The sequence below is a fragment of the Bordetella flabilis genome (assembly GCF_001676725.1).
Classification (GTDB): Bacteria; Pseudomonadota; Gammaproteobacteria; order Burkholderiales; family Burkholderiaceae_B; genus Bordetella_C; species Bordetella_C flabilis.
On the sequence record NZ_CP016172.1, the window covers coordinates 1,805,257 to 1,829,934 of the forward strand.

21 protein-coding genes are annotated in these 24,678 nt (G+C 64.0%); 12 read left to right on the forward strand and 9 right to left on the reverse strand.

Going from position 1 to position 24,678, the window contains the following annotated elements; all coding sequences use genetic code 11:
- Nucleotides 1-27 precede the first annotated feature (27 nt).
- The 7 genes from BAU07_RS07915 to BAU07_RS07945 form a co-directional block, all read right to left on the reverse strand.
- Nucleotides 28-657 carry a glutathione S-transferase family protein gene (locus BAU07_RS07915; RefSeq protein ID WP_066655685.1) on the reverse strand — a complete coding sequence of 210 codons (630 nt, stop codon included), beginning with the start codon at nucleotides 655-657 and terminating at the stop codon, nucleotides 28-30.
- Between the two features lie 38 nt (nucleotides 658-695).
- The gene (locus tag BAU07_RS07920; RefSeq protein ID WP_066655687.1) at nucleotides 696-1,322 is read right to left on the reverse strand and encodes a glutathione S-transferase family protein; all 627 of its coding nucleotides are present in this window, start codon (nucleotides 1,320-1,322) and stop codon (nucleotides 696-698) included.
- A gap of 45 nt (nucleotides 1,323-1,367) precedes the next feature.
- On the reverse strand, nucleotides 1,368-1,760 hold the full coding sequence (locus tag BAU07_RS07925) for a hypothetical protein (RefSeq protein ID WP_066655689.1): 393 nt from the start codon (nucleotides 1,758-1,760) through the stop codon (nucleotides 1,368-1,370).
- Between the two features lie 57 nt (nucleotides 1,761-1,817).
- Nucleotides 1,818-3,269: a bifunctional 2-methylcitrate dehydratase/aconitate hydratase gene (locus BAU07_RS07930; protein WP_066655691.1), complete on the reverse strand. Its 1,452-nt coding sequence runs from the start codon at nucleotides 3,267-3,269 to the stop codon at nucleotides 1,818-1,820.
- Nucleotides 3,270-3,289: 20 nt separating this feature from the next.
- Entirely contained in the window at nucleotides 3,290-4,456 is a 1,167-nt protein-coding gene (gene prpC, locus BAU07_RS07935) for a bifunctional 2-methylcitrate synthase/citrate synthase (protein ID WP_066655693.1), read from the reverse strand.
- A gap of 24 nt (nucleotides 4,457-4,480) precedes the next feature.
- Complete coding sequence (gene prpB / locus BAU07_RS07940; protein ID WP_066655696.1) at nucleotides 4,481-5,374, reverse strand: methylisocitrate lyase; 894 nt, start codon at nucleotides 5,372-5,374, stop codon at nucleotides 4,481-4,483.
- A 76-nt stretch (nucleotides 5,375-5,450) separates the two neighbouring features.
- On the reverse strand, nucleotides 5,451-6,440 hold the full coding sequence (locus tag BAU07_RS07945; RefSeq protein ID WP_066655698.1) for a malate dehydrogenase: 990 nt from the start codon (nucleotides 6,438-6,440) through the stop codon (nucleotides 5,451-5,453).
- A gap of 288 nt (nucleotides 6,441-6,728) precedes the next feature.
- Here BAU07_RS07945 and BAU07_RS07950 point away from each other — a divergent pair, with 288 nt between their 5' ends.
- The 7 genes from BAU07_RS07950 to BAU07_RS07980 all read left to right on the forward strand — a co-directional run bounded on the left by BAU07_RS07950 (nucleotide 6,729) and on the right by BAU07_RS07980 (nucleotide 12,568).
- Nucleotides 6,729-7,511, forward strand: a complete 783-nt coding sequence (locus BAU07_RS07950; RefSeq protein WP_066655706.1) for a GntR family transcriptional regulator — start codon at nucleotides 6,729-6,731, stop codon at nucleotides 7,509-7,511.
- 119 nt (nucleotides 7,512-7,630) lie between these two features.
- Entirely contained in the window at nucleotides 7,631-8,044 is a 414-nt protein-coding gene (sdhC, locus tag BAU07_RS07955; protein WP_066655710.1) for a succinate dehydrogenase, cytochrome b556 subunit, read from the forward strand.
- Nucleotides 8,045-8,428 carry a succinate dehydrogenase, hydrophobic membrane anchor protein gene (gene sdhD, locus BAU07_RS07960; RefSeq protein WP_066655717.1) on the forward strand — a complete coding sequence of 128 codons (384 nt, stop codon included), beginning with the start codon at nucleotides 8,045-8,047 and terminating at the stop codon, nucleotides 8,426-8,428. It begins immediately after the preceding gene.
- 3 nt (nucleotides 8,429-8,431) lie between these two features.
- Nucleotides 8,432-10,210 carry a succinate dehydrogenase flavoprotein subunit gene (gene sdhA / locus BAU07_RS07965; protein ID WP_066655727.1) on the forward strand — a complete coding sequence of 593 codons (1,779 nt, stop codon included), beginning with the start codon at nucleotides 8,432-8,434 and terminating at the stop codon, nucleotides 10,208-10,210.
- Between the two features lie 13 nt (nucleotides 10,211-10,223).
- The gene (locus BAU07_RS07970; RefSeq protein ID WP_066655736.1) at nucleotides 10,224-10,940 is read left to right on the forward strand and encodes a succinate dehydrogenase iron-sulfur subunit; all 717 of its coding nucleotides are present in this window, start codon (nucleotides 10,224-10,226) and stop codon (nucleotides 10,938-10,940) included.
- A 43-nt stretch (nucleotides 10,941-10,983) separates the two neighbouring features.
- Nucleotides 10,984-11,244 (forward strand): succinate dehydrogenase assembly factor 2, encoded by a 261-nt coding sequence (locus BAU07_RS07975; protein ID WP_066655739.1) that lies wholly within the window; start codon nucleotides 10,984-10,986, stop codon nucleotides 11,242-11,244.
- A gap of 19 nt (nucleotides 11,245-11,263) precedes the next feature.
- Nucleotides 11,264-12,568: a citrate synthase gene (locus tag BAU07_RS07980; protein WP_066655741.1), complete on the forward strand. Its 1,305-nt coding sequence runs from the start codon at nucleotides 11,264-11,266 to the stop codon at nucleotides 12,566-12,568.
- A gap of 104 nt (nucleotides 12,569-12,672) precedes the next feature.
- On the opposite strand, the gene BAU07_RS07985 is transcribed toward BAU07_RS07980, so the two are convergent.
- Entirely contained in the window at nucleotides 12,673-13,125 is a 453-nt protein-coding gene (locus tag BAU07_RS07985; protein WP_066655743.1) for a DUF2214 family protein, read from the reverse strand.
- Nucleotides 13,126-13,247: 122 nt separating this feature from the next.
- The gene (locus tag BAU07_RS07990) at nucleotides 13,248-15,548 is read right to left on the reverse strand and encodes an NADP-dependent malic enzyme (RefSeq protein WP_066655745.1); all 2,301 of its coding nucleotides are present in this window, start codon (nucleotides 15,546-15,548) and stop codon (nucleotides 13,248-13,250) included.
- A gap of 617 nt (nucleotides 15,549-16,165) precedes the next feature.
- Here BAU07_RS07990 and BAU07_RS07995 point away from each other — a divergent pair.
- The 5 genes from BAU07_RS07995 to BAU07_RS08015 all read left to right on the forward strand — a co-directional run bounded on the left by BAU07_RS07995 (nucleotide 16,166) and on the right by BAU07_RS08015 (nucleotide 24,648).
- Nucleotides 16,166-19,036, forward strand: a complete 2,871-nt coding sequence (locus BAU07_RS07995) for a 2-oxoglutarate dehydrogenase E1 component (RefSeq protein WP_066655748.1) — start codon at nucleotides 16,166-16,168, stop codon at nucleotides 19,034-19,036.
- Nucleotides 19,037-19,117: 81 nt separating this feature from the next.
- Nucleotides 19,118-20,347, forward strand: coding sequence for a 2-oxoglutarate dehydrogenase complex dihydrolipoyllysine-residue succinyltransferase (gene odhB / locus BAU07_RS08000; protein WP_066655750.1), 1,230 nt, complete (start codon nucleotides 19,118-19,120; stop codon nucleotides 20,345-20,347).
- Between the two features lie 162 nt (nucleotides 20,348-20,509).
- A complete protein-coding gene (gene lpdA / locus BAU07_RS08005; RefSeq protein ID WP_066655753.1) occupies nucleotides 20,510-21,937 on the forward strand; it encodes a dihydrolipoyl dehydrogenase in 1,428 nt (475 codons plus the stop codon).
- A gap of 144 nt (nucleotides 21,938-22,081) precedes the next feature.
- Nucleotides 22,082-23,173, forward strand: coding sequence for a cell division protein ZapE (zapE, locus tag BAU07_RS08010; RefSeq protein WP_066655755.1), 1,092 nt, complete (start codon nucleotides 22,082-22,084; stop codon nucleotides 23,171-23,173).
- Between the two features lie 131 nt (nucleotides 23,174-23,304).
- On the forward strand, nucleotides 23,305-24,648 hold the full coding sequence (locus BAU07_RS08015) for a tryptophan--tRNA ligase (protein WP_066655758.1): 1,344 nt from the start codon (nucleotides 23,305-23,307) through the stop codon (nucleotides 24,646-24,648).
- Nucleotides 24,649-24,678 lie beyond the last annotated feature (30 nt).

Below are 24,678 nucleotides of genomic sequence, written 5' to 3' on the forward strand. Positions count from 1 at the left end.
CCGGCACGGCGGCCGGTGGGGGTGCGCTTACGTATCCAGCTTTACTTCGAAGCCGCGACGCGTACCCGGCCGCGCCATCATGGCCTCGTACCAGCGCTTCACATTTGGGAAGTCCGCCAGGTCTACCTGGTGGCGTTCATGGCGCCAGGCCCAGCCGATAATCGCGAAGTCCGCGACCGACACCTGGCCTGCCACGAAGTCCACCGTTGCCAGCCGGCGGTCCAGCACCCCGTACAGCCGGCGCGTTTCGGCGACATAGCGCCTGGCCCCGTAGCGCTTGTCGTCTTCGTTCTCCAATCCCAGGAAATGATGCGCCTGGCCCGGCATGGGGCCGAAGCCTCCCATCTGCCACATCAGCCATTCCAGTACCGGTATGCGGTCGGCCAGGCTGGTCGGCAGGAATTTGCCGGTTTTCTCGCCCAAGTACAGCAGGATGGCGCCGGATTCGAAGATGCTGACCGGCTTGCCCGCCGGGCCGTCGGGATCGACGATGGCAGGGATGCGATTGTTGGGGCTGATACGCAGGAAGGCTGGTTCGTGCTGCTGGCCGTTGCGTATATCGACCGTGTGCACGGTATAGGGCAGACCCATTTCTTCGAGGGCCACGCTGATCTTGCGCCCGTTAGGGGTATTCCAGGTGTGGAGTTCGATGGTCATGGCAATGGCAGTCCGTTAAAGAAAGGTTTTACGCGCCATCACGTCAGCGCGGGCGCGATGTAGCGCTGGAAGGCCGGACGGCTCTGCAAACCTTCGTACCATGCACGCAAGTGCGGTGTCTCGGGCCGGGCGATGCCTTCCAGATCGATGAAGCGGCGGCAGTAGGCGCCCAGCACGATGTCGGCCAGGGTGAACCGGTCGGCTTCCGCAAAACGGCGCCCCTGCAGGTGGGCGTCCACCATCAGCCACAGCTTGCCGGCCTCGTCGGCCGATTTTTGGATCGCCGCCATGTCGCGCTGTTCGGGGGCGGTCCGGACCATCCCCCAGAACACGCTGCGCTCGACCGGCTGCAGGGTCGACAGCACCCAGTCCATCCAGCGATCGACACACGCACGCAGGCGCGGTTCGGCAGGATACAGGCCACTTTGCGCGCCGTACTGCATGGCGAGGTAGCGGATGATGGCATTCGATTCCCACAGCACGAAATCGCCATCCTCCAGCGTCGGAACCTTGCCATTGGGATTCATGGCGAGGTAGCCGGGCTCGTTGTTGCGTCCGAAGTGCAGGCCAGCGTCGACGCGCTCGTAAGGCAGCGACAGTTCGTCGCAGCACCACAGCACCTTCTGCACGTTGACGGAATTCACGCGGCCCCAGATCTTTATCATGGCGATGTCCTCGAGAGGTCTTGTTGACGGTGCGTCACGCCGGTGTCAATGCCGCAGGAGCAGCAGTGCCCACAGGGTAACCATGGCGACCAGGCCGACCCAGCATCCGGCCCACAGGCCCATGAGGGGCCAGCGGATATCGAACGGAACCTTGGCCGGATCGACGTGTGCAAGGTCGCGGTTGGCTTGCCCGAACAGGCCCTTGCGGGCATGCGGGAACAGCAGGCGGAGAAAATAATCCAGCAGGATGCCGGCCTGGATGGCGCGTGGATACTGGCGGAAGGGCCGGTGCTGGAGCAAGGGATGCCGCAGCGTATCGTTGATGCGATCCAGCTTGAAGAAATAGATCGTGGCCAGCGACACGGCGCTGACGAAGAAACAGGCCACGAAGACGTTGAAGGCCGCGGTCAGGGCGTAGATGTGTATGGATGCGCTCATGGGAAAAAGGAAAAGCCAGGCCGGCCTTCACGGCCGGGCCCGGCGTCAGGGTGCCGCTCAGATAACGTAGAGGTCCACGTACTCGTGCACGGGCATGGCCTCGAGCCTGCGCTGATCCAGCGAGACGTCGAGGATGCGATTCTGCTGGCGTGCCGGAAACTGGCGTGCCAGATTGGTGCGGAACTTCGCTTCCAGCAACGGAATCCCTTCCTCCCGGCGGCGCTTGTGGCCGATGGGATATTCACACACCACTTCGCCGAGGCGACTGCCGTCCGCGAACTCGACGGTCAGCGCGTTGGCGATGGAGCGCTTGTCAGGATCATGGTAGTCGCGGGTAAAGGCGGGGTCTTCGACGCATTCGATCTTGTCGCGCAAGGCATCGATGCGCGGGTCGCGGGCGAAGTCGTCTTCGTAATCCGAGGCGGTCAGATGGCCGAAGATCAGGGGCACCGCCACCATGTACTGGATGCAATGGTCGCGATCGGCAGGATTGTTGAGCGGCCCTTTCTTGTCGATGATGCGGATGCAGGCTTCGTGGGTGCGGATCGTGATCTTGCGGATGTCTTCCGCGCGTTTGCCTTGCGCGGCCATTTGCTGGTGTAGCTGCATGGCGCATTCCACCGCGGTCTGGGAATGGAATTCCGCGGGGAAGGAGATCTTGAACAGCACGTTCTCCATCACATAGCTGCCATAGGGACGCTGAAACTTGAACGGTTGTCCCTTGAAGGACACGTCGTAGAAGCCCCAGGTCTTGGCGCTCAGCACCGAGGGATAGCCCATCTCGCCGGTACGCGCGATGAGCGCGAGCCGCACGGCGCGGCTGGTGGCGTCGCCGGCCGCCCAGCTTTTGCGGCTGCCCGCGTTGGGCGCGTGCCGGTAGGTGCGCAGGCTTTGGCCGTCCACCCAGGCCAGCGACACCGCGTTGATGATCTCATCGCGATTCAGGCCGAGCATTTCGGCCACCACCGCCGTGGAGGCCACCTTGACCAGGACGACATGATCGAGTCCGACCCGGTTGAAGGAGTTCTCCAGGGCGATGCATCCCTGGATCTCATGGGCCTTGATCATGCCCGTCAGCACCTGGCGCATGGTCAGCGGCGGCTTGCCGGCAGCCACTGCATTGCGCGACAGCCAGTCTGCGGTCGCCAGGATGCCGCCAAGATTGTCCGACGGATGGCCCCATTCGGCGGCGAGCCAGGTATCGTTGAAGTCCAGCCAGCGGATCATGGCCCCGATGTTGAAGGCCGCCTGGACAGGGTCCAGCTGGAACTGCGTACCGGGCACCTTGGCGCCGTTGGGCACGACCGTGCCGGGGACGATGGGTCCCAGCAGCTTGCGGCAGGCCGGATACTCCAGCGCTTCGAGGCCGCAGCCCAGCGTATCGATGAGGCAATTGCGCGCTGTCTCGTAGGCCAGCTCGCTCTTGATTTCGTAGTTCAGGACGTAGTCGGCAATATCGACCAGCACCTGGTCCGGGTCCGGCCGGACGTTGGATATATGCGTGGACATGGTGGCTGCTCCGCGGCGGCTTATTTGCGTTTTTCGATGGGTACGAACTTCTGGTCCTCCGGACCGACGTAGTTCGCGGTCGGGCGGATGATCTTGTTATCGATGCGCTGCTCGATGATGTGCGCCGACCAGCCGGCCGTGCGCGCGATCACGAACAAAGGCGTGAACATCGCAGTCGGCACGCCCATCATGTGGTAGCTGACGGCCGAGAACCAGTCCAGGTTGGGGAACATCTTCTTGACGTCCCACATCACGGTTTCCAGGCGCTCGGCGATGCCGAACAGCTTGTTGTTGCCGGCCTGCTTGGAAAGCTTGCGCGCGATTTCCTTGATGACCTTGTTCCGCGGGTCGGATACCGTATAGACCGGGTGGCCGAAGCCGATAATCACTTCCTTGTTTTCCACGCGGCGGCGTATGTCGGCCTCGGCCTCGTCAGGGGTTTCGTAGCGGCTTTGCACCTCGAAGGCGACCTCGTTGGCGCCGCCATGCTTGGGGCCGCGCAGCGCGCCGATGCCGCCGGCAATCGCCGAATACATGTCCGAGCCCGTGCCCGCCACGACGCGGCAGGTGAAGGTGGACGCATTGAATTCGTGTTCGGCGTACAGGATCAGCGACGTATGCATCGCCTTGACCCATTCGTCGGATGGCTTCTCGCCATGCAGCAAATGCAGGAAGTGGCCGCCGATGCTGTCGTCATCGGTCTCGACATCGATGATGCGGCCATTGTGGCTGTAGTGATACCAGTACAGCAGCGCCGAGCCAAGATTGGCCATCAGGCGGTCGGCGATATCGCGCGCGCCCGGCGTGTTGTGATCGTCCTTTTCCGGCAGCACGCAGCCGAGCACCGATACGGCCGTGCGCATTACATCCATGGGATGGCTGGACGCGGGCAGGGCCTCCAGTGCGACCTGAAGTTGCGCGGGCAGGCCGCGCAGGGCGCGCAGTTTGCGCTTGTACCCTTGCAGTTCGGCGCGGGTGGGCAGCTTGCCGTGGACCAGCAGATACGCGATTTCCTCGAACTCGCTGGTGTCGGCGATATCCAGGATATCGTAGCCGCGATAGTGCAAATCGTTGCCGCTGCGCCCCACCGTGCATAGCGCGGTGTTGCCCGCCACGACGCCGGACAGCGCGACCGACTTCTTGGGCTTGAAGCCCGGTTTCTGCTGTTCTTGTTCGGGAGTGCTCATGTCTGCTCCTTTCCTTGGGGTGGGCTATTTCGATTTCTGCTGCTGGAACAAGGCGTCCAGACGCGCTTCGAATTCGTGGTATCCGATGCGGTCGTAAAGTTCGTCCCGCGTCTGCATCATGTCGAGTACGTTTTTCTGGTGTCCGTCGCGACGGATCGCGGCGTAGACGGCCTCCGCCGCCTTGTTCATGGCGCGGAAGGCGGACAGCGGATACAGCACCATGCCCACCCCGACGCCCTTGAGCTCTTCCACGCTGAACAGCGGCGTCTTGCCGAACTCGGTGATGTTGGCCAGCACCGGTACCTTGACGGCCTTCACGAAGCGATCGTAGGTGGGCAGGTCATAGGCGGCTTCGGCGAAGATCGCGTCGGCGCCGGCTTCCACGCAGCGGCAGGCACGGTCTATGGCCGCGTCCACGCCATGCGACGCGATGGCGTCGGTACGGGCGATGAGGTAGAAGTCGCTGTCGGTGCGCGCGTCGGCCGCGGCCTTGACGCGATCGACCATTTCCTCGGTGGAGACGATCTCCTTGCCGGGACGGTGCCCGCAGCGCTTGGCGCCGACCTGGTCCTCGATGTGGCAGGCGGCCGCGCCGAACTTGATCAGGCTCTTGATGGTGCGGGCGATATTGAAGGCGGAGGGACCGAAACCGGTATCGATGTCCACCAGCAGGGGCAGGTCGCAGACGTCGGTGATGCGGCGCACGTCGGTCAGCACATCGTCCAGCGTGTTGATCCCCAGGTCAGGCAGCCCCAGCGACCCTGCCGCCACGCCGCCGCCGGACAGGTAGATCGCGCGATAGCCGGCGCGCCGGGCCAGGAGGGCATGGTTGGCGTTGATGGCGCCGATGATCTGCAAGGGGGATTCTTCGATAAGCGCCCGGCGGAACAGGGCGCCCGGGGAGGAAGGTCGGGACATGCATACTCCCAGATGAGCGGAAAAAACGGGCCCGTACGTGCGGGCCCTTTGTTCTTCGTTCCTGGCGTGCGCCGGCTTACTTCAGCAGGTCTTTCACGCCGTCACGCTCCTCGAGCAGTTCCTTCAGCGTCAGGTCCATGCGCTCGCGCGAGAACGCGTCGATTTCCAGGCCCGTGACACGCGTGTACTTGCCGTTGGCGGTCGTCACCGGTACGCCGTAGATGATGCCTTCCGGAATGCCGTAGGAGCCGTCGGAGGGAATGCCCATGGTCACCCACTTGCCGTTGCTGCCCAGGACCCAGTCGCGCACGTGGTCGATGGCGGCGTTGGCGGCGGAAGCGGCCGAAGACAGCCCGCGCGCGTCAATGATGGCGGCGCCGCGCTTGCCCACGGTGGGGATGAACACGTCGCGGTTCCAGGCGTCGTCGTTGATCAGCTTGGCCAGGCTCTGGCCGCCGGCGGTGGCGAAGCGGATATCGGGGTACATCGTCGGCGAATGGTTGCCCCAGACGATGAGTTTTTCGATATCGGCCACTGCCTTGCCCGATTTGGCGGCGAGCTGCGACAGCGCGCGGTTGTGGTCCAGGCGCAGCATGGCGGTGAAATTTTCAGCGGGCAGGTCCGGCGCCGACTTCATGGCGATGTAGGCGTTGGTATTGGCCGGGTTGCCGACTACCAGTACCTTGACGTCGCGCTTGGCCACTTCGTTCAGCGCGCGGCCCTGGGCGGTGAAGATCTGAGCGTTGACGCTCAGCAGATCCTTGCGCTCCATGCCCGGACCGCGGGGGCGCGCGCCCACCAGCAAGGCGACGTCGGCGTCCTTGAACGCGGTGCGCGGATCGCTGTGCGCGGTGACTTCCTGCAGCAGGGGGAAGGCGCAGTCGTCCAGTTCCATGATGACGCCTTTCAGCGCCTTCTGGGCCTTTTCGTCCGGGATTTCGAGCAGTTGCAGGATGACGGGCTGGTCTTTGCCGAGCATTTCGCCGGAGGCGATGCGAAACAGCAAGGCGTAGCCGATTTGACCGGCGGCGCCGGTGACGGCGACGCGCAAAGCGGGCTTGGACATGAAGATTCTCCGTAATGGGTCGTCGAGAAAAAATCTCGCCGGACAGTTTAATCGTTATGCGCCGCGCGCCACCTGAATCCCCTCGCAGCATGGAGTGGGAAAGCGCCAGGACAGGGCGTATCCTAAGTGCAGGTGACGTTTACGTCAATTTCCTCTTATATCTTATATAAGACATAAGACGTTGGACAGCTGTTGCGCGCGTGTGCAACAATGGCGCCCACCGCCGCCGGACGCGGATTTTGCCCGTCCGGTGCGCCTCGATTTTCGAGCGGTACCACTACGGATTCCATGGCAGACCCCCGGCCCGAAATCTCCCCGCGCGCCAAAGGCGCCGCCGGCACCGGCGGCGCGGGCGCCGCTTTCAGTCCGCTTTACCGGCAGATCAAGGATCTGCTGGTGCAAAGCCTGGACCGCGGCGAATGGAAGCCGGGCGAATTGATCCCCAGCGAAATCGACCTGGCGGCGCGCTTCCAGGTCAGCCAGGGCACGGTACGCAAGGCGGTCGACGAACTGGCCGCCGAACACGTGCTGCTGCGCCGCCAGGGCAAGGGCACGTTTGTCGCCACGCACCATGAAGCGCGGGTGCGGTATCGTTTCCTGCGGCTTGCGAGCGACGAAGCGGGCGAGGGCGAACTCGCGGAAAGCCGTATTCTGGAATGCCGGCGCGTGCGCGCGTCGGCCGAAATCGCGCGGGGACTGGAGCTGCGGGCCGGAGAAACGGTCGTCGCGATCCGCCGCCTTTTGAGCTTCAACGGCGTTCCCACCGTCCTCGACGATATTTCACTCCCGGGTTCCGTCTTCCGTCGGCTCACGCTCGAACTGCTGGCCGCCAACAAGGGGCCGCTGTACGGCCTGCTCGAGTCCGAGTTCGGCGTAAGCATGATCCGCGCGGACGAAAAACTGCGGGCGGTGGCCGCCACGCCCGAGGCCGCCGCGGCCTTGAATGTCGCGGCCGGTTCGCCGCTGCTTCAGGTCGACCGTACGTCATATACGTATGGCGACCGGCCCATGGAATTCCGTCGGGGCTTGTACCTGACGGAGCGGTACCACTATCGCAATAGTTTGAATTGATGGACTTTTTCCCGCGATTTGATAGCAACCGTTACATGGGCGAAAATAATACGTTTTTCCCGCAAGGGCCCGGCACTTCCGCCGTCACGATTTTCTAGTTCCGAAACCCCGAGGCCGTCATGTCCGACTCAGCTGCCAAGCCGCGTCCACAGTTTCGCAATATCAGCGTTCCCCAAATCCTAAGCTATCGCCTGCCGCTTGCCGGCAAGGTGTCCATCCTGCACCGCATCAGCGGCGCGCTGCTGTTCCTCGGCCTGCCGCTGGTTCTGCTGCCGCTGCTGGCGGCCAGCGTGGGCTCGCCGGAAAGCTTCGCCAGCGTGGCGTCGATCGTCGGCCACCCCATCGTCAAGCTGATCCTGCTGGTCCTGATCTGGGGCTACCTGCATCACTTCTGTGCGGGCATACGCTACCTGATCCTCGATCTGCATATGAGCATCGAGAAAGCCCAGGCGCAGAAGAGCGCCGGCCTGGTCCTGGGGGTCAGCCTGGCGCTGACCGTGGTGTTCGGCCTCAAACTGTTCGGAGCCTGGTAAATGGCTGTCAGCAAGAATTTCGGCTCGAAGCGCCTGGTCGTCGGCGCTCACTACGGCACGCTGGATTTCATCGCCCAGCGTATTACCGCGGTCATCCTGGCCCTGTACACCATCGTGCTGCTGGTCGGCATCCTGGTCATGCCGGGCTCCACCTACGAGAACTGGAGGGCGCTGTTTTCCTTCCACGTGTTCGCCTTGCCGCTGGGCCAGATGCTGGTCACGCTGGCCTTCGTATCGCTGATCTGGCATGCCTGGATCGGGGTACGGGATATCTGGATGGACTACATCAGGCCGGTCGGCGTGCGCCTGTTGATGCAGGTCCTGACCATCCTGTGGCTGGTGGGCTCGCTCGTGTATTTCGCGCAAATCATCTGGAGGCTCTAAGCCGTGGTCGCTGTCATGAATTCCTTGCCGCGCCGCCAATTCGATGTGGTGGTGGTCGGCGCCGGCGGTGCCGGCATGCGCTGTTCCCTGCAACTGGCCCAGGCCGGCCTGTCCGTGGCGGTACTGTCCAAAGTGTTCCCCACGCGTTCGCATACCGTGGCCGCCCAGGGCGGCGTGAGCGCCTCGTTGGGCAATATGAGCGAGGACAACTGGTACTGGCACATGTACGACACCGTCAAGGGTTCGGACTGGCTGGGCGACCAGGACGCCATCGAGTTCATGTGCCGCGAGGCGCCGAACGCGGTGTACGAGCTGGAACACTTCGGCATGCCGTTCGACCGCAATGCCGACGGCACCATCTACCAGCGTCCCTTTGGCGGCCATACCGCGAATTTCGGTGAAAAACCGGTGCAGCGCGCCTGTGCCGCCGCCGACCGTACCGGCCACGCGCTGCTGCATACGCTGTACCAGCGCAACGTCGCGTCGCGCACCCAGTTCTTCGTCGAATGGATGGCGCTGGACCTGCTGCGCAGCGAAAGCGGCGATATCGTCGGCGTGACCGCGCTGGAGATGGAAACCGGCGAAATCTATATCCTGGAAGCCAAGACCACCGTGCTCGCCACGGGCGGCGCCGGCCGTATCTGGGCTGCCTCCACCAACGCCTTCATCAATACCGGCGATGGCCTGGGCATGGCCGCCCGTGCCGGCATTCCGCTGCAGGACATGGAATTCTGGCAGTTCCACCCGACCGGTGTGGCCGGGGCGGGCGTGCTGATCACCGAAGGCGTGCGCGGGGAAGGCGGCATCCTGCTGAACAAGGATGGCGAGCGCTTCATGGAGCGCTATGCCCCCACGCTGAAGGACCTGGCGCCGCGTGACTTCGTGTCGCGCTCGATGGACCAGGAAATCAAGGAAGGCCGCGGCTGCGGTCCGGACGGCAGCTACGTGGTGCTGAAGCTGGATCACCTGGGCGCCGAGACGATCAACAAGCGTCTGCCTTCGATCCGCGAGATCGCCATCAAGTTCGGCAACGTCGACCCGATCAAGGAACCGATCCCGGTCGTGCCGACGATTCACTACCAGATGGGCGGCGTCCCCACCAACTATCACGGCCAGGTCCTCAGTTGGCAGAACGGCGAAACCAAGATCGTCAATGGCCTGTACGCCATCGGCGAATGCGCCGCCGTGTCGGTGCACGGCGCCAACCGCCTGGGCACCAATTCCCTGCTCGACCTGATCGTCTTCGGCCGCGCCACGGGCAACCACATTGTCCAGTCGCATCCGGAACGCCAGCATTCGCACCAGAAGGTATCGACGTCCTCGCTCGAGTACTCGCTGGATCGCGTCAACAAGCTGGAATCGCGTACCTCGGGCGAGAAGACGCAGGACGTGGCCAACGCCATCCGCACTTCCATGCAACGGCATTGCGGCGTGTTCCGCACGCTGGAATTGCTGAACGAAGGCGTGGGGCAGATCGACGAACTGGCCCAGCAGGCTGATCACATCGCCTTCAAGGACAAGTCCAAGGTGTTCAACACCGCGCGCGTCGAAGCGCTGGAACTGGCCAATATGACGGAAGTGGCCCGCGCGACCATCAAGTCGGCCGCCAACCGTACCGAAAGCCGCGGCGCGCATGCGTTGAACGATCACCCCACCCGGGACGACGAGAACTGGCTGAAGCACACCCTCTGGTATTCCGAGGATGGCAGGCTGGACTACAAGCCCGTACAGATGAAGCCGCTGACGGTCGAGTCCTTCCCGCCCAAAGCACGTACTTTCTAAGCAGGATGCCGGCATGAGCACCAAGCGAATCGTGAAATTCGAGATCTACCGCTACGATCCGGACAAGGACGAGCGTCCCTATATGCAGAAGCTCGAAGTCGAGCTTCAGCCGACCGACAAGATGCTGCTGGACGCGCTGGTCCGCATCAAGAACGACGTCGATGACAGCCTTGCGCTGCGCCGTTCCTGCCGTGAAGGCGTGTGCGGTTCGGACGCGATGAACATCAACGGGAAGAACGGGCTTGCCTGTATCACGAACCTGCGTGAACTCAAGGAGCCCATCGTCCTGAAGCCGCTGCCGGGGCTGCCCGTGATCCGCGACCTGATCGTGGACATGACGCACTTCTTCAACCAGTATCACTCGATCAAGCCGTATCTGATCAATGACACGCCGCCTCCGGAGCGCGAACGCCTGCAGTCCCCTGAAGCGCGCGAGGAACTAGATGGGCTGTACGAGTGCATCCTGTGCGCCTGCTGCTCTACGTCCTGCCCATCCTTCTGGTGGAATCCGGACAAGTTCGTCGGCCCGGCCGGCCTGCTTCAGGCGTATCGTTTCATCGCCGACAGCCGCGACGAGGCCACGGGCGACCGCCTGGACAACCTGGAAGACCCGTACCGGCTGTTCCGTTGCCACACGATCATGAACTGCGTGGACGTCTGTCCGAAGGGCCTGAATCCGACGAAGGCCATCGGCAAGATCCGGGAACTGATGGTTCGGCGGACGGTCTAGCTGTAGTGAGCCGAGCGCGCCCGCGCCACAGGAGGGTAGTAACGTGGTAACGCTGACCGAACTGGACCGGGCACGCTTGCGCTGGCGAGCACGCCGGGGCCTGCTGGAAAACGACCTCATCATTACGAAGTACCTGGACGCGTACGAGTCGCAGCTGACCGACGCGGATGTAGCGGCGCTGACGCAGTTGTTCGAGGTGGGCGACAACGACCTCCTCGATCTTTTGCTGGCGCGTAGTGAGCCAGAAGGTGAACTGGATACGCCAAGGCTGCGCGAAATCATCGCCAAGATGCGCGAGCTTTAATCTTTGAGAGGAATGTACGATGAAACTGTCAGACAAAAAGGCCACCCTATCGTTCTCGGACGGCGCCGCTCCGATCGAATTCCCGATTTACCAGGGTACGGTAGGTCCGGACGTTATCGACATTCGGAAGTTGTACGGGCAGTCCGGCATGTTCACCTACGACCCGGGCTTCATGTCGACGGCGTCGTGCTCGTCGGCCATTACCTATATCGACGGTGACAAGGGCGAACTGCTGTATCGCGGGTATCCGATCGAGCAGTTGGCCGTCAATTGCGACTTCCTCGATATCTGCTACCTGATCCTCAACGGTGAACTGCCCAATCCGGAGCAGAAGAAGGACTTCGATTCCCAGGTGACGCATCACACCATGGTGAACGAGCAGTTGCACTTCTTCCTGCGCGGCTTCCGCCGCGATGCGCATCCGATGGCCGTGCTGACCGGCCTGGTGGGCGCGCTGTCGGCCTTCTACCATGATTCGCTGGACATCACGAACCCCCAGCATCGGCACATCTCGGCGATCCGCCTGATCGCCAAGATGCCGACGCTGGTCGCGATGGCGTACAAGTATTCTCAAGGCCAACCGTTCATCTATCCGCAGAACGACCTGTCCTATACGGGCAACTTCCTGCGCATGATGTTCGCCACGCCGTGCGAGGACTACAAGGTGAACGAAGTGGTCGAGCGCGCGCTCGATCGCATCTTCATTCTGCACGCCGACCATGAGCAGAACGCCTCGACGTCGACCGTGCGTCTGTGCGGCTCGTCGGGAACCAACCCGTTCGCCGCGATTGCCGCGGGCGTGGCGTGCCTGTGGGGCCCGGCCCACGGCGGCGCGAATGAAGCCTGCCTGCAGATGCTGGAAGAGCTGCAGGCCAATGGCGGCGTTGCCAAGGTCGGCGAGTTCATGGAAAAGGTCAAGGACAAGAATTCGGGCGTGCGCCTGATGGGCTTTGGCCACCGCGTGTACAAGAACTACGATCCGCGCGCCAAGCTGATGCAGCAGACCTGCAAGGAAGTGCTGGCCGCGCTGAACCTGGAAAACGACCCGCTGTTCAAGCTGGCCATGGAGCTGGAGCGCATCGCGCTGGAAGACTCGTACTTCGTGGATCGCAAGCTGTACCCGAACGTCGACTTCTACTCTGGCATCGTCCAACGCGCCATCGGCATCCCCACCGCCTTGTTTACCGCCAACTTTGCCCTGGCCCGTACGGTCGGCTGGATTGCGCAGTGGAACGAGATGCTGACCGATCCCGACTACAAGATCGGCCGCCCGCGTCAGTTGTTCACCGGTTCGCCGGCACGCGACGTCAAGCGCGCGAAGTGATGGCTTGAAGCGCGCTCAGCCTGGGCTGAGCGCGTAGCGCCCCCAGCGCCGGATTTCCGGCCCTGGGGGCGTTTTCTTTTGGGGGCGGCAATGCGGCGCAGCAGCTACAGCCCGAGGCCGCGCGCCATCAAGGCGGCGAACAAGGGCAGGAACCCCAGCAGATGCACCTCCACCATCACCCAGCGGCGTATCCGGCTGATCTCGGTATTGGTGGGCACGAAACCGGGCAGCATGCGGGCCTGGCGATGCCATTTCAGGAAGGCCAGGGTGGGGCGGACCGACAGCAGCGCGATGAGGACGAACAGCCCCATCTTGGCGTGGAACCAGGGATTGGGCAGATAAAAGGCCACGCCCTTGGCGCCGTAGAAGAGTCGCAGCAGGCCGGTCGCGAGCACGGCCAGGGCGCTGGCCAGGTAAAGCCGGTCGTGGCGCGCAAGGCGGCGTACCGATGCCGCCGGCATGTCGGCGCGCAATAGTACGGCCTGCGCGGCGAGGGGAACGATCAGGGTGAAAATGGCGAGGTAGTGCAGCCAGGCCAGCAGGGCATCGGTCAACATGCGCGCTCCAGGTAGGCGGAAAGAAGGTCGACGGCCTCGCCGGCCGCGACCGGCGGGGCCGGGGCCGGCAGGCCCGCGGCGCAGTATCGCACGCCATCGGCCCACCGCCCACACCCGCAGGATCAACGGCGCTGTTTCGCCGCTTCCATTGCTTCTTGCTGGGCATCCACCACGGCCAGCGCCGTCATGTTGACGATGCGCCGCACGGTCGCGCTGTTGGTCAGGATATGTACCGGCCGCGCCGCGCCCAGCAGGATGGGGCCCATCGCGATGCCGCGGCTGCCGGTCATTTTCAGCATGTTGTACGTGATGTTGCCCGTATCCAGGTTGGGCATGACCAGCAGGTTCGCGGGCCCCTTCAGGCTGCTGTCCGGATACGACGCCATGCGAATCGTTTCAGACAGCGCGGCATCCGCGTGCATTTCGCCATCCACTTCCAGATGGGGGGCACGCTGGACGACCAGTTCGCGGGCGGCGGCCATTTTCTCCGAGGATGCGGTGCGGCGGCTGCCGAAGTTGGAATGCGACAGCAGGGCGATCTTCGGGATCACGCCGAACCGCAGCATTTCGTCGGCGGCCTGGATGGTGATGTCGGCGATCTCTTCCGCGCTCGGATCCTCGTTGACGTGCGTGTCGGTGATGAAAAGCGTCTGCTCCGGCAGCATCAGCACATTCAGGGCGGCATACGTCTGCGCGCCCGCCTTGCGCCCGATGACTTCGTCCACGTACTTCAGTTGGTTGTCGTAGCGGCTGGTGACGCCGCAGAGCAGCGCGTCGGCGTCGCCTCGGCGCAGCAGCATGGCGCCGATCAGGGTATTGTGCTTGCGGACCATGGCCTTCGCGATGGCCGGCGTGACGCCGTGGCGACCGTGCAGCTGGTAGTAGCCGGTCCAGGTTTCGTTGAAGCGCTCGTCGTCCTCGGGATCGACAATCTCGATGTCGTCGCCGGCCGCCAGACGCAGGCCGAATTTCTTGATGCGCATGTCGATCACGGACGGCCGGCCGATCAGGATAGGCCGGGCCAACTGTTCGTCCACGACGGTCTGCACGGCGCGCAGCACGCGCTCGTCCTCGCCGTCGGCATAGATGACGCGCTTGGGCGCCTTCTTGGCCTGGTGGAACAGCGGGCGCATCAGCGGACCGGAGTGATAGACGAAGCCCAGCAGCTTCTGGCGGTAGGCCTCGATATCCTGGATCGGGCGCGTCGCGACACCGGATTCCGCGGCAGCCTGCGCGATGGCCGGTGCAATCTTGACGATCAGCCGGGGGTCGAAGGGCTTGGGGATGATGTAGTCCGGGCCGAAGCTGAGTTCCTGGCCGGCGTAGGCGCGCGCCACTTCATCGTTCTGCTCGGCCTGGGCCAGCTCGGCGATGGCCTTGACGCAGGCCAGTTTCATTTCCTCGGTGATCCGCGTCGCCCCGGCGTCCATGGCGCCGCGGAAAATGAAGGGGAAGCACAGGACGTTATTGACCTGGTTGGGATAGTCCGACCGGCCCGTGGCGATGATGCAGTCCGGGCGCGCCGCCTTGGCGACCTCCGGACGGATCTCCGGCTCCGGATTGGCCAGGGCCAGGATCAGCGGCTTGTCGGCCATGGTCTTGACCATGTCGCCCGTCAGTACCCCGGCGGTGGAACAACCCAGGAAGACATCGGCGTCGCGGATGATGTCCGCCAACGTGCGCGCATCCGTCTTCTGCGCATAGCGCTTCTTGTTCGGCTCCATATCGGGTTCGCGGCCTTCCCAGATGACGCCGCGTGAATCGGTCACGTAGATGTGTTCGCGCCGTATGCCCAGGTGCACCAGCAGGTCCAGGCAGGCAATGGCCGCCGCGCCGGCGCCGGAGCACACCAGCTTGACCTGGTCCATGCGCTTGCCGACCACCTTCAGGCCGTTCAGGATGGCGGCGGAGGAAATGATCGCGGTACCGTGCTGGTCATCGTGGAAGACCGGGATTTTCATGCGCTCGCGCAGCTTCCTTTCGATGTAGAAGCATTCGGGCGCCTTGATGTCTTCCAGGTTCACGCCGCCGAGCGTGGGCTCCAGCGCCGCAATGATATCGACCAGTTTGTCGGGGTCGGTTTCGGCCAGTTCGATATCGAAAACGTCGATGCCCGCGAATTTCTTGAACAGGCAGCCCTTGCCCTCCATGACGGGCTTGGCGGCCAGGGGGCCGATATTGCCCAGGCCCAGCACCGCCGTCCCGTTGGTGATTACGCCGACCAGGTTGCCGCGCGAGGTATACATGGACGCGGCGTCGTCGCCGCCCGCGTGTATCGCCATGCAGGCGGCGGCCACCCCTGGGGAATACGCCAGCGACAGATCGTCCTGGTTGGCGAGCGTCTTGGTCGGCGTGACCGATATCTTGCCCGGGGTGGGATGGGCGTGGTAGTCGAGCGCCAGTTTGGTGAGGGTTTCGTCCATTGCAGTACAGCCTCTGTCAACGATGGGAAAAGCGATTAAGGGAGCATTCTTGTCGGGAGCGGGCGGGCCGAGGGTGAGCGGGGCGCGGCTCCGGAGGGCGAGAGGTGGGCCGGCGCGGCGCGCCCGGGGTCGGGGCGCAGGGATGCCCTTGTTGGGGGCGAGGACGCGGCGCAAGAAACGTATTTCAGCAGAAAGCACGTGCGCGCGCTTGTTGCAGTGCGGCGTACGCGCGGGGCATTTATGGCAAAACCGTGAACCGTCGCACTGTTCGACGCGCGAGGCCAGCGATCGGTTTCCCGAAGCCAGCGTCGCGGAGGCGCGCGCGGGCCGAGCATGGCTTTGTCGAGGCGCAGGCTGACCACGGGCTGAACCTGCGTGGCGTTTGTCTCCATGGCGCCACGAAAGCGCGGTCGCAGCGCTTATCGAAGCCGGAATATGGCATTCGCGATAAGCCCGTCGCACGGGGCAACATCCAAAGCGCTATACTGCTCGGATACGGCTATAAAGGCTTGTACGTCGCCTTCTGCCCCCCGCTATCCGCCAATCGGTTGTGCCGTGTCGCGGAAGGTTTTCCCTGCATCGCAACGGGTGAAGCACCCGGTAAGGTGAAGCGTTATATGTCTACAGAGATCGAATCTAAATCTACGTCCTATCTTTTCGGGAGCAACGCTCCCTACGTCGAGGAGCTTTACGAAGCCTATCTCGACAACCCCGCTTCGGTAGGCGATAACTGGCGCACGTATTTCGACCAGTTGCAGCATCTCCCCGCCACCGACGGCCAGGAAACCACCCGAGACCAGGCACACGCACCCATCGTCGCGTCGTTCGCGCAGCGCGCGCGCACCAACGGCTTCGTGCACCGCGGCCAGGAGCCGGACCTGTCCGTGGCATCCAAGCAGGTCTCGGTACAGTCGCTGATCGGCGCCTACCGTTCGCTGGGCTCGCGCTACGCCGACCTGGACCCGCTCAAGCGCCAGGAACGTCCGGCCATCCCGGAACTGGACCCCGCTTTCTACGGCTTGTCGGAAGCCGACCTGGACCAGGTCTATTCCGCGACCAACACCTACTTCACGACCGCCAGCACGATGACGCTGCGCGATATGCTGAAGGCGCTGCGCGACACCTACTGTCGCACCATCGGCGCCGAGTTCATGCATATCGGCGATCCGGCGGTCAAGCGGTGGATCGAGGAACGGCTGGAATCCACGCTCAGCGCGCCGCCGGTCAGTTCCGAGCACAAACGCCATATCCTGCAGCAACTGACCGAAGCTGAAGGACTCGAGCGCTTCTTGCACACCAAATACGTGGGCCAGAAGCGCTTTTCGCTGGAAGGCGGTGAAAGCTTCATCGCCGCCATGGACGAGGTCGTGAATCACGCCGGCGAGAACGGCGTGCAGGAAATCGTCGTCGGCATGGCCCACCGCGGGCGCCTGAACATGCTGGTCAACATCATGGGCAAGATGCCTGGCGACCTGTTCGCCGAGTTCGAAGGCAAGCATGCCGAGGGACTGACCGACGGCGACGTCAAGTATCACAACGGCTTCTCCAGCGACCTGTCCACGCGCGGCGGCCCGGTGCATCTGTCCCTGGCCTTCAACCCCTCGCACCTGGAAATCGTCAATCCCGTGGTGGAAGGCAGCGTGCGTGCGCGCCAGGAACGCCGCGGCGACCACGAAGGCAAGCAGGTGCTGCCCGTGCTGGTGCACGGTGACGCGGCATTCGCCGGCCAGGGCGTCGTGATGGAAACGCTGAATCTGGCGCAGACCCGCGGCTACGGCACGGGCGGCACCCTGCACATCGTCATCAACAACCAGATCGGCTTCACCACGTCGGACCCGCGCGATACGCGGTCGACGCTGTATTGCACCGACGTGGTCAAGATGATCGAAGCGCCGGTGTTCCACGTGAACGGCGACGATCCCGAGGCGGTCGTGTTCGTGACCCGGCTGGCGCTGGACTACCGCGCTACGTTCCACCACGATGTCGTCGTGGACATCGTCTGCTTCCGCAAGCTGGGCCACAACGAGCAGGACACCCCTTCGCTGACCCAGCCGTTGATGTACAAGCGCATCGGGCATCATCCCGGGACCCGCAAGGCGTACGGCGACAAGCTGGTGGCCCAGGGCATCATGAGCGATGCCGAAGTCGAGCAACTGGTTAAGGACTATCGCCAGCTCATGGAAGACGGCCAGCGCACCATCGAGCCGGTGCTGACCGACTACAAGAGCAAGTACGCGATCGACTGGTCGTCCTTCCTGGGCGCCAAGTGGACCGACCAGGCCGATACGGCTGTGCCCCTGGCCGAACTCAAGCGCATCGGCGAGCGCATCACCACGGTACCGGAAGGCTTCACGGTGCATCCGCTGGTGGCGCGCCTGCTGAACGACCGTCGCGCCATGGCGCGCGGGGAAATCAATCTGGACTGGGGCATGGGCGAACACCTGGCGTTTGCCACCCTGGTGTCGTCGGGCTACGCCATCCGCATCACCGGCCAGGATTCCGGCCGGGGAACGTTCACGCACCGCCATGCCGTGCTGCATGACCAGAACCGCGAACGCTGGAACGACGGTACCTATATCCCGCTGCAGAACGTGTCGGATGGCCAGGCGCCGTTCACTGTGATCGACTCGGTGCTGTCCGAAGAAGCCGTGCTGGGCTTCGAGTACGGCTATTCCTCGGCCGAACCCAACACGCTCACTATCTGGGAAGCGCAGTTCGGCGACTTCGTCAACGGCGCGCAGGTCGTCATCGACCAGTTCATCAGCGCCGGCGAAGCGAAGTGGGGCCGCCAGTCCGGCCTGACGATGATGCTGCCGCACGGCTACGAAGGACAGGGCCCGGAACACTCGTCGGCCCGCATCGAGCGCTTCCTGCAGCTGTGCGCCGACAACAACATGCAGGTCGTGCAGCCGACGACGGCATCGCAGATCTTCCATCTGCTGCGCCGCCAGATGATCCGGCCTTTCCGCAAGCCGCTGGTCATCCTCACGCCGAAGTCCCTGCTGCGCAACAAGGATGCCGGTTCGCCCTTGACGGAGCTGGCCAGCGGCGGTTTCCGTACGGTCATCGGCGAACTGGACGAAAGCATCGATCCGGCATCGGTCAAGCGCGTGCTCGCGTGCTCGGGCAAGGTCTATTACGACCTGGTCCACGGGCGCAAGGAGCGCGGTCTGGACAACGTCGCGATCGTCCGGGTCGAGCAGTTGTATCCGTTCCCGCACAAGGCGTTCGAAACGGAACTGCGCAAATATTCGAAGGCCACCGAAGTCATCTGGGTTCAGGACGAACCGCAGAACCAGGGGCCGTGGTTCTACGTGCAACATCACCTGTATGAAAACATGAGCGAGGGCCAGAAACTCGCTTATGCCGGGCGTACCGCATCGGCTTCGCCGGCGGTCGGCTACCTGTCCAAGCACCAGGAGCAGCAGAAGGCGCTGGTCGAACAGTCCTTGGCGCCCAAATACAAGGGCTTCATGCTGACCAAGTAAGCGCGAACCGGCAGGCGGCCGCCCACAGCGGCCGCCTGTACGTGAACCATACGAATATCACTCTCTACGGAAAAAATAACTATGGCCATTACCGACGTTAAAGTTCCCCAATTGTCCGAATCCGTGTCCGAGGCTACCCTGCTGACGTGGAAGAAGCAGCCTGGCGCCGCGGTGGAAGCGGACGAAATCCTGATCGAGGTCGAGACCGACAAGGTCGTGCTGGAAGTGCCCGCGCCGGCATCCGGCGTGTTGGCCGAGATCGTCAAGGGCGACGGCAGCACCGTGACGTCGGACGAAGTGATCGCCAGGATCGACACGGCCGGCAAGGCTGCCGCCGCCGCGCCGACCTCCCCGGCGGCAGCGGAGCCGCCCAAGGCTGCTCAGACCGCCGCTGCGGCCGCACCCGCCGCCGCGCCGGCCGCGGCATCGAGCACGCCTGTTGCGTCGCCCGCCGCCGCGAAGATCCTCGCTGACAAGGGCGTATCGCCTGAAGGCCTCGCCGGCTCCGGCCGCGGTGGCCGTATCACCAAAGGCGACGCGCTGGAAGCGGGCGCCAAGCCCGCGGCGGCGGCTGCGTCCGCCCCCGCGCCCACGCAATTGTCGCTGGACGGCCGTCCCGAGCAGCGTGTGCCCATGAGCCGCCTGCGCGCCCGCGTGGCGGAACGCCTGCTGCAGTCCCAGCAGGAAAACGCCATCCTGACCACGTTCAACGAGGTCAACATGCAGGCCGTCATCGACCTGCGCAATAAGTACAAGGAAAAGTTCGAGAAGGAGCACGGCGTCAAGCTGGGCTTCATGTCCTTCTTCGTGAAGGCCGCCGTCGCCGCGCTGAAGAAGTACCCGGTCATCAACGCGTCGGTGGATGGCAAGGACATCATCTATCACGGTTACTTCGACATCGGCATCGCCGTGGGCAGCCCGCGCGGCCTGGTGGTGCCCATCCTGCGCAATGCCGACCAGCTCAGCATCGCCGAGATCGAAAAGACCATTGCGGACTTCGGCAAGCGCGCCGGCGAAGGCAAGCTCAGCATCGAGGAAATGACGGGCGGCACGTTCTCCATTTCGAACGGCGGCGTCTTCGGCTCGATGCTGTCCACGCCCATCATCAACCCGCCGCAGTCGGCCATCCTGGGCGTCCATGCCACCAAGGAGCGCCCGGTGGTCGAAAACGGCCAGATCGTGATCCGCCCGATCAACTACCTGGCCATGTCCTATGACCACCGCATCATCGACGGCCGCGAAGCCGTGCTGGGCCTGGTGGCCATGAAGGAAGCGCTGGAAGATCCGCAGCGCCTGCTGCTGGAACTGTAAGCCACGGACAGGCCGTCCGTACGCACGTACGGACGGCCTGCATCGAGCGCCGCCGCGACGCAACGCCGTTCCCCGGCCATCCGGCCAGGTCTTCCGCCTTGCGCTACATCCCGCCGGTTCGGCGGCGATCCCTTCCGAACCGCACCCACTCGCGAGAAACTCATGTCTAAACAATTCGACGTCATCGTCATCGGGGCAGGCCCCGGCGGCTACATCGCGGCCATCCGTGCCGCGCAGCTGGGCATGTCCGTGGCGTGCATCGACGCCTGGCAGAACGCGCAGGGCGGCCCCGCCCCCGGCGGCACTTGCACCAATGTCGGCTGCATTCCGTCCAAGGCGCTGCTGCAATCCTCCGAGCACTACGAGCAACTGAACCACCATTTCGTGGACCATGGCATCGAAGTGAAGGGTGCCAGCATCAAGGTCGACAAGATGCTGGGCCGCAAGAACTCGGTGGTCAAGCAGAACAACGACGGCATCCTGTACCTGTTCAAGAAGAACAAGGTCAGCTTTTTCCATGGCAAGGGGGAATTCTCCGGCCAGGTCGAAGGCGGCTGGGGCATCAAGGTGACAGGTCCGTCGCAGGAGGAACTGGTCGGCAAGCACATCATCGTGGCGACCGGATCGGCGCCGCGGGCGCTGCCGGGCCTGCCTTTCGACGAGAAGAGCGTTCTGTCGAACGACGGCGCGCTGCGCATCGAATCCGTACCGAAGAAGCTCGGCGTCATCGGCGCCGGCGTGATCGGCCTGGAAATGGGCAGCGTGTGGCGCCGCCTGGGTGCGGAGGTCACCATCCTGGAGGCGATGCCGGAATTCCTGGCCGCCGCCGACCAGCAGGTCGCCAAGGAAGCGCTGAAGGCCTTCGGCAAGCAGGGCCTGGATATCCAGATGGGCGTGAAGATCGGCGAAGTGAAAGCCACTGGCAAGTCCGTCACGGTGCCGTATGTCGATGCCAAGGGGCAGGAGCAGACGCTGGCGGTGGACAAGCTGATCGTTTCGATCGGCCGGGTCCCCTATACCGATGGCCTGAAGGCCGATGCGGTGGGATTGAAGCTGGACGAGCGGGGCTTCGTCGCGGTTGACGGCGACTGCAAGACCAACCTGGCCAATGTGTGGGCCATCGGTGACGTGGTGCGCGGGCCCATGCTCGCGCACAAGGCCGAAGAAGAGGGCGTGGCGGTGGCCGAGCGCATCGCCGGCCAGCATGGCCATGTCAACTTCGACACGGTACCCTGGGTCATCTACACGTCGCCCGAAATCGCCTGGGTCGGCAAGACGGAGCAGCAACTGAAGGCCGAAGGCCGCGAGTACAAGGCCGGCAGCTTCCCCTTCCTGGCCAACGGCCGGGCCCGGGCGCTGGGCGATACGACCGGCTTCGCCAAGGTCATCGCCGACGCCAAGACCGACGAGGTGCTGGGCGTGCATATCGTGGGGCCGATGGCATCGGAACTGATCTCCGAAGCCGTGACCATCATGGAATTCCGCGGCGCGGCCGAGGATATCGCGCGTATCTGCCATGCCCATCCGACCTTGTCGGAAGCGGTCAAGGAAGCGGCGCTCGCGGTGGACAAGCGGACCCTGAACTTCTAAGGTCCGCGCCGGCTATCCGCCGTGGCGCACGCCCGGGGCGCGGGTGGATGGACCGGGCGCAGGCGCCCATGATGACGGCGCCGGATCTGCGGGGCGGATTGCGACAATCCGCCCTTTTCTTTGGTTTCGACGTGGGAACGACCCATGAATGTCCGCGAATATTACGACCATGCCCTGTCCGAGCGAGGCTATCGCTCGGATGAAGCGCAGGAGCGTGCGGTCGATCGCCTGCAACGCTATTACGACGACTGGGTCGGCTTCAAGGCCATGCGCTCCAATGCCTTGAAGAAGCTTTTGAACCGCCCGGACGTGCCGCGCGGCGTTTACCTGTGGGGTGGCGTGGGGCGGGGCAAGAGCTTCCTGATGGACGCCTTCTATGCGACGGTGCCGGTGCGGCGCAAGACGCGCGTGCATTTCCATGAGTTCATGCGCAGCGTGCACCGCGAGATGCAGGAAGTCAAAGGCATGCAGGATCCGCTGGATGAAGTCGCGCGGCGGGTAGCGAAGCGTTATCGCCTGATCTGCTTCGACGAGTTCCACGTATCCGACGTGGCCGATGCGATGATCCTGCACCGGCTGCTGCTCAAGCTGTTCGAATACGGCACCTCGTTCGTCATGACGTCCAATTACGAACCTTCCACGCTGTATCCGGACGCCTTGTACCGCGAGCGTATCCTGCCGGCCATCGAGCTGATCCAGGCGCGCATGGATGTCCTGAACGTGGATGCAGGCGTGGACTACCGGCGCCGCAGCCTGGAGCAGGTGCAGGCCTACCATTGCCCCTTGGGACAGGAGGCCGAAGCCGCGCTGGAGGCCGCTTTCGACCGCCTGGCAGACCGGCCCAGGGAAACCCCGGTGCTGCGCATCGAACACCGCGAACTGCACGCGAAGGCGCTGGCAGGCAGTGTGGTGTGGTTCGATTTCGCCACCTTGTGCGGCGGGCCGCGGTCGCAGAACGATTACCTGGAGCTGGCCAGCCGCTTCCAGGCGGTGATTCTCTCGGAGGTGCCGCAGATGGCGCCGCGCAACGCCTCCGAGGCCCGCCGCTTCACCTGGCTCGTGGATGTGTTCTACGACCATCGCGTCAAGTTGATCATGTCGGCCCAGGTCCCGCCTGAAATGCTGTACACCGAGGGCGCTCTGGCCAATGAATTCCACCGGACGGTGTCGCGTATCCTGGAGATGCAGTCCAAGGAATACCTGGAATCCTCGCGGCGCGATACGGTCGCCCTGTAACGCCCGGCGTCCGTGATACCCGGGACCGTTGCCGCTCGCGCAGCGCGACGCCGCGCCGACTCCCGGACATCGGCCACCCGGTGTCGCGCGCGCAAGTTAAACTTCCCGCTTCCGTTTTTCGTCTTATCGCCATGAACACCCGTGTCCTTACCGGCATCACGACCTCCGGCACGCCCCATCTGGGCAACTACGCCGGTGCCATCCGTCCCGCCATCCAGGCCAGCGCACAGCCGGGGGTGGACGCGTTCTTCTTCCTGGCGGACTACCATGCGCTGATCAAGACCGACGACTCGGCCCGGGTCGCCCGCTCCCGGCTGGAACTCGCCGCGACGTGGCTGGCGGCCGGACTGGATCCCGAGCGCGTGACGTTCTACCGCCAGTCCGATATCCCGGAGATTCCGGAGCTGTGCTGGCTGCTTACCTGCGTGACGCCCAAGGGACTGATGAACCGCGCGCACGCATACAAGGCGTCCGTGGACCAGAACACGGCCAAGGGTGTGGATCCGGATGACGGCATCAGCATGGGGCTGTTTTCCTACCCGGTGCTGATGGCCGCGGATATCCTGCTGTTCAACGCGCACAAGGTGCCCGTGGGACGCGACCAGATCCAGCACCTGGAGATGGCGCGGGACATCGCCCAGCGATTCAATCACCTGTACGGCAGCGACTACTTCGTATTGCCGGAGGTGGTGATCGCGGAAGAGGTCGCGACCTTGCCTGGCCTGGACGGGCGCAAGATGTCCAAGAGCTACAACAACACGATCCCGCTGTTCGAAGGTGGGGCGGCTGCCCTGCGGACGGCGGTCATGCGCATTGTCACGGATTCGCGGCAGCCCGGCGAACCGAAGGACGCCGAGAACGCCCATCTGTACATGCTTTACCGCGCGTTCGCCTCCGCGAAGGAAGCTGGCGATTTCCGTGCCGCACTGGAAAGCGGCATGGGATGGGGCGATGCCAAGCAGGCGCTGTGCGAGCTCCTGGAGCGGGACCTGGCCGGCATGCGTGCCCGGTATATGGAGTTGATGGCCAAGCCGGAGCGTATCGAGGATATCCTGCTGGCCGGCGCTGAAAAGGCGCGCAAGATCGCCGTGCCGTTCATCGCGCGGCTGCGCGAGGCCGTCGGGCTGCGCCGCCTGGGCACGGCAAAGGCCGCGGGGGCAAGCGCGAAAAAAACCGCGTCGCGGGCGGCGCGCTTCGTTAGTTTCCGCGACGAAGCGGGCAGCTTCCGCTTCCGGCTGCTGGCCGCTGACGGGGAAGAGCTGTTGATTTCCGTGCCGTATGCCGACCCGAAGGAGGCCGGCGCGGTGATGCGCCGCCTGCAGTCCGAGCCCGTGTCGCTGCGGGCCCAGGGCATGGCCTACGTCGCGCTGCTGGATGAAACGCCGGTTGCGCATGGACCGGATTGCGGCGAGGCGGCGCGGCAGGAAGCGGCGCTTGCCAGGACACGGGCCGCCCTGGACACGTTCGCCGGCTGACATCGGCGGCGAACGCTGGCTCCGATCGCC

Bases quoted from the DNA above. Each gene is read 5' to 3' on its own strand.
- BAU07_RS07915 (WP_066655685.1), bottom strand. From the start codon at position 657: ATGACCATCGAACTCCACACCTGGAATACCCCTAACGGGCGCAAGATC.
- BAU07_RS07920 (WP_066655687.1), bottom strand. From the start codon at position 1,322: ATGATAAAGATCTGGGGCCGCGTGAATTCCGTCAACGTGCAGAAGGTG.
- BAU07_RS07925 (WP_066655689.1), bottom strand. From the start codon at position 1,760: ATGAGCGCATCCATACACATCTACGCCCTGACCGCGGCCTTCAACGTC.
- BAU07_RS07930 (WP_066655691.1), bottom strand. From the start codon at position 3,269: ATGTCCACGCATATATCCAACGTCCGGCCGGACCCGGACCAGGTGCTG.
- prpC (WP_066655693.1), bottom strand. From the start codon at position 4,456: ATGAGCACTCCCGAACAAGAACAGCAGAAACCGGGCTTCAAGCCCAAG.
- prpB (WP_066655696.1), bottom strand. From the start codon at position 5,374: ATGTCCCGACCTTCCTCCCCGGGCGCCCTGTTCCGCCGGGCGCTTATC.
- BAU07_RS07945 (WP_066655698.1), bottom strand. From the start codon at position 6,440: ATGTCCAAGCCCGCTTTGCGCGTCGCCGTCACCGGCGCCGCCGGTCAA.
- BAU07_RS07950 (WP_066655706.1), top strand. From the start codon at position 6,729: ATGGCAGACCCCCGGCCCGAAATCTCCCCGCGCGCCAAAGGCGCCGCC.
- sdhC (WP_066655710.1), top strand. From the start codon at position 7,631: ATGTCCGACTCAGCTGCCAAGCCGCGTCCACAGTTTCGCAATATCAGC.
- sdhD (WP_066655717.1), top strand. From the start codon at position 8,045: ATGGCTGTCAGCAAGAATTTCGGCTCGAAGCGCCTGGTCGTCGGCGCT.
- BAU07_RS07970 (WP_066655736.1), top strand. From the start codon at position 10,224: ATGAGCACCAAGCGAATCGTGAAATTCGAGATCTACCGCTACGATCCG.
- BAU07_RS07980 (WP_066655741.1), top strand. From the start codon at position 11,264: ATGAAACTGTCAGACAAAAAGGCCACCCTATCGTTCTCGGACGGCGCC.
- BAU07_RS07985 (WP_066655743.1), bottom strand. From the start codon at position 13,125: ATGTTGACCGATGCCCTGCTGGCCTGGCTGCACTACCTCGCCATTTTC.
- BAU07_RS07990 (WP_066655745.1), bottom strand. From the start codon at position 15,548: ATGGACGAAACCCTCACCAAACTGGCGCTCGACTACCACGCCCATCCC.
- BAU07_RS07995 (WP_066655748.1), top strand. From the start codon at position 16,166: ATGTCTACAGAGATCGAATCTAAATCTACGTCCTATCTTTTCGGGAGC.
- odhB (WP_066655750.1), top strand. From the start codon at position 19,118: ATGGCCATTACCGACGTTAAAGTTCCCCAATTGTCCGAATCCGTGTCC.
- lpdA (WP_066655753.1), top strand. From the start codon at position 20,510: ATGTCTAAACAATTCGACGTCATCGTCATCGGGGCAGGCCCCGGCGGC.
- zapE (WP_066655755.1), top strand. From the start codon at position 22,082: ATGAATGTCCGCGAATATTACGACCATGCCCTGTCCGAGCGAGGCTAT.
- BAU07_RS08015 (WP_066655758.1), top strand. From the start codon at position 23,305: ATGAACACCCGTGTCCTTACCGGCATCACGACCTCCGGCACGCCCCAT.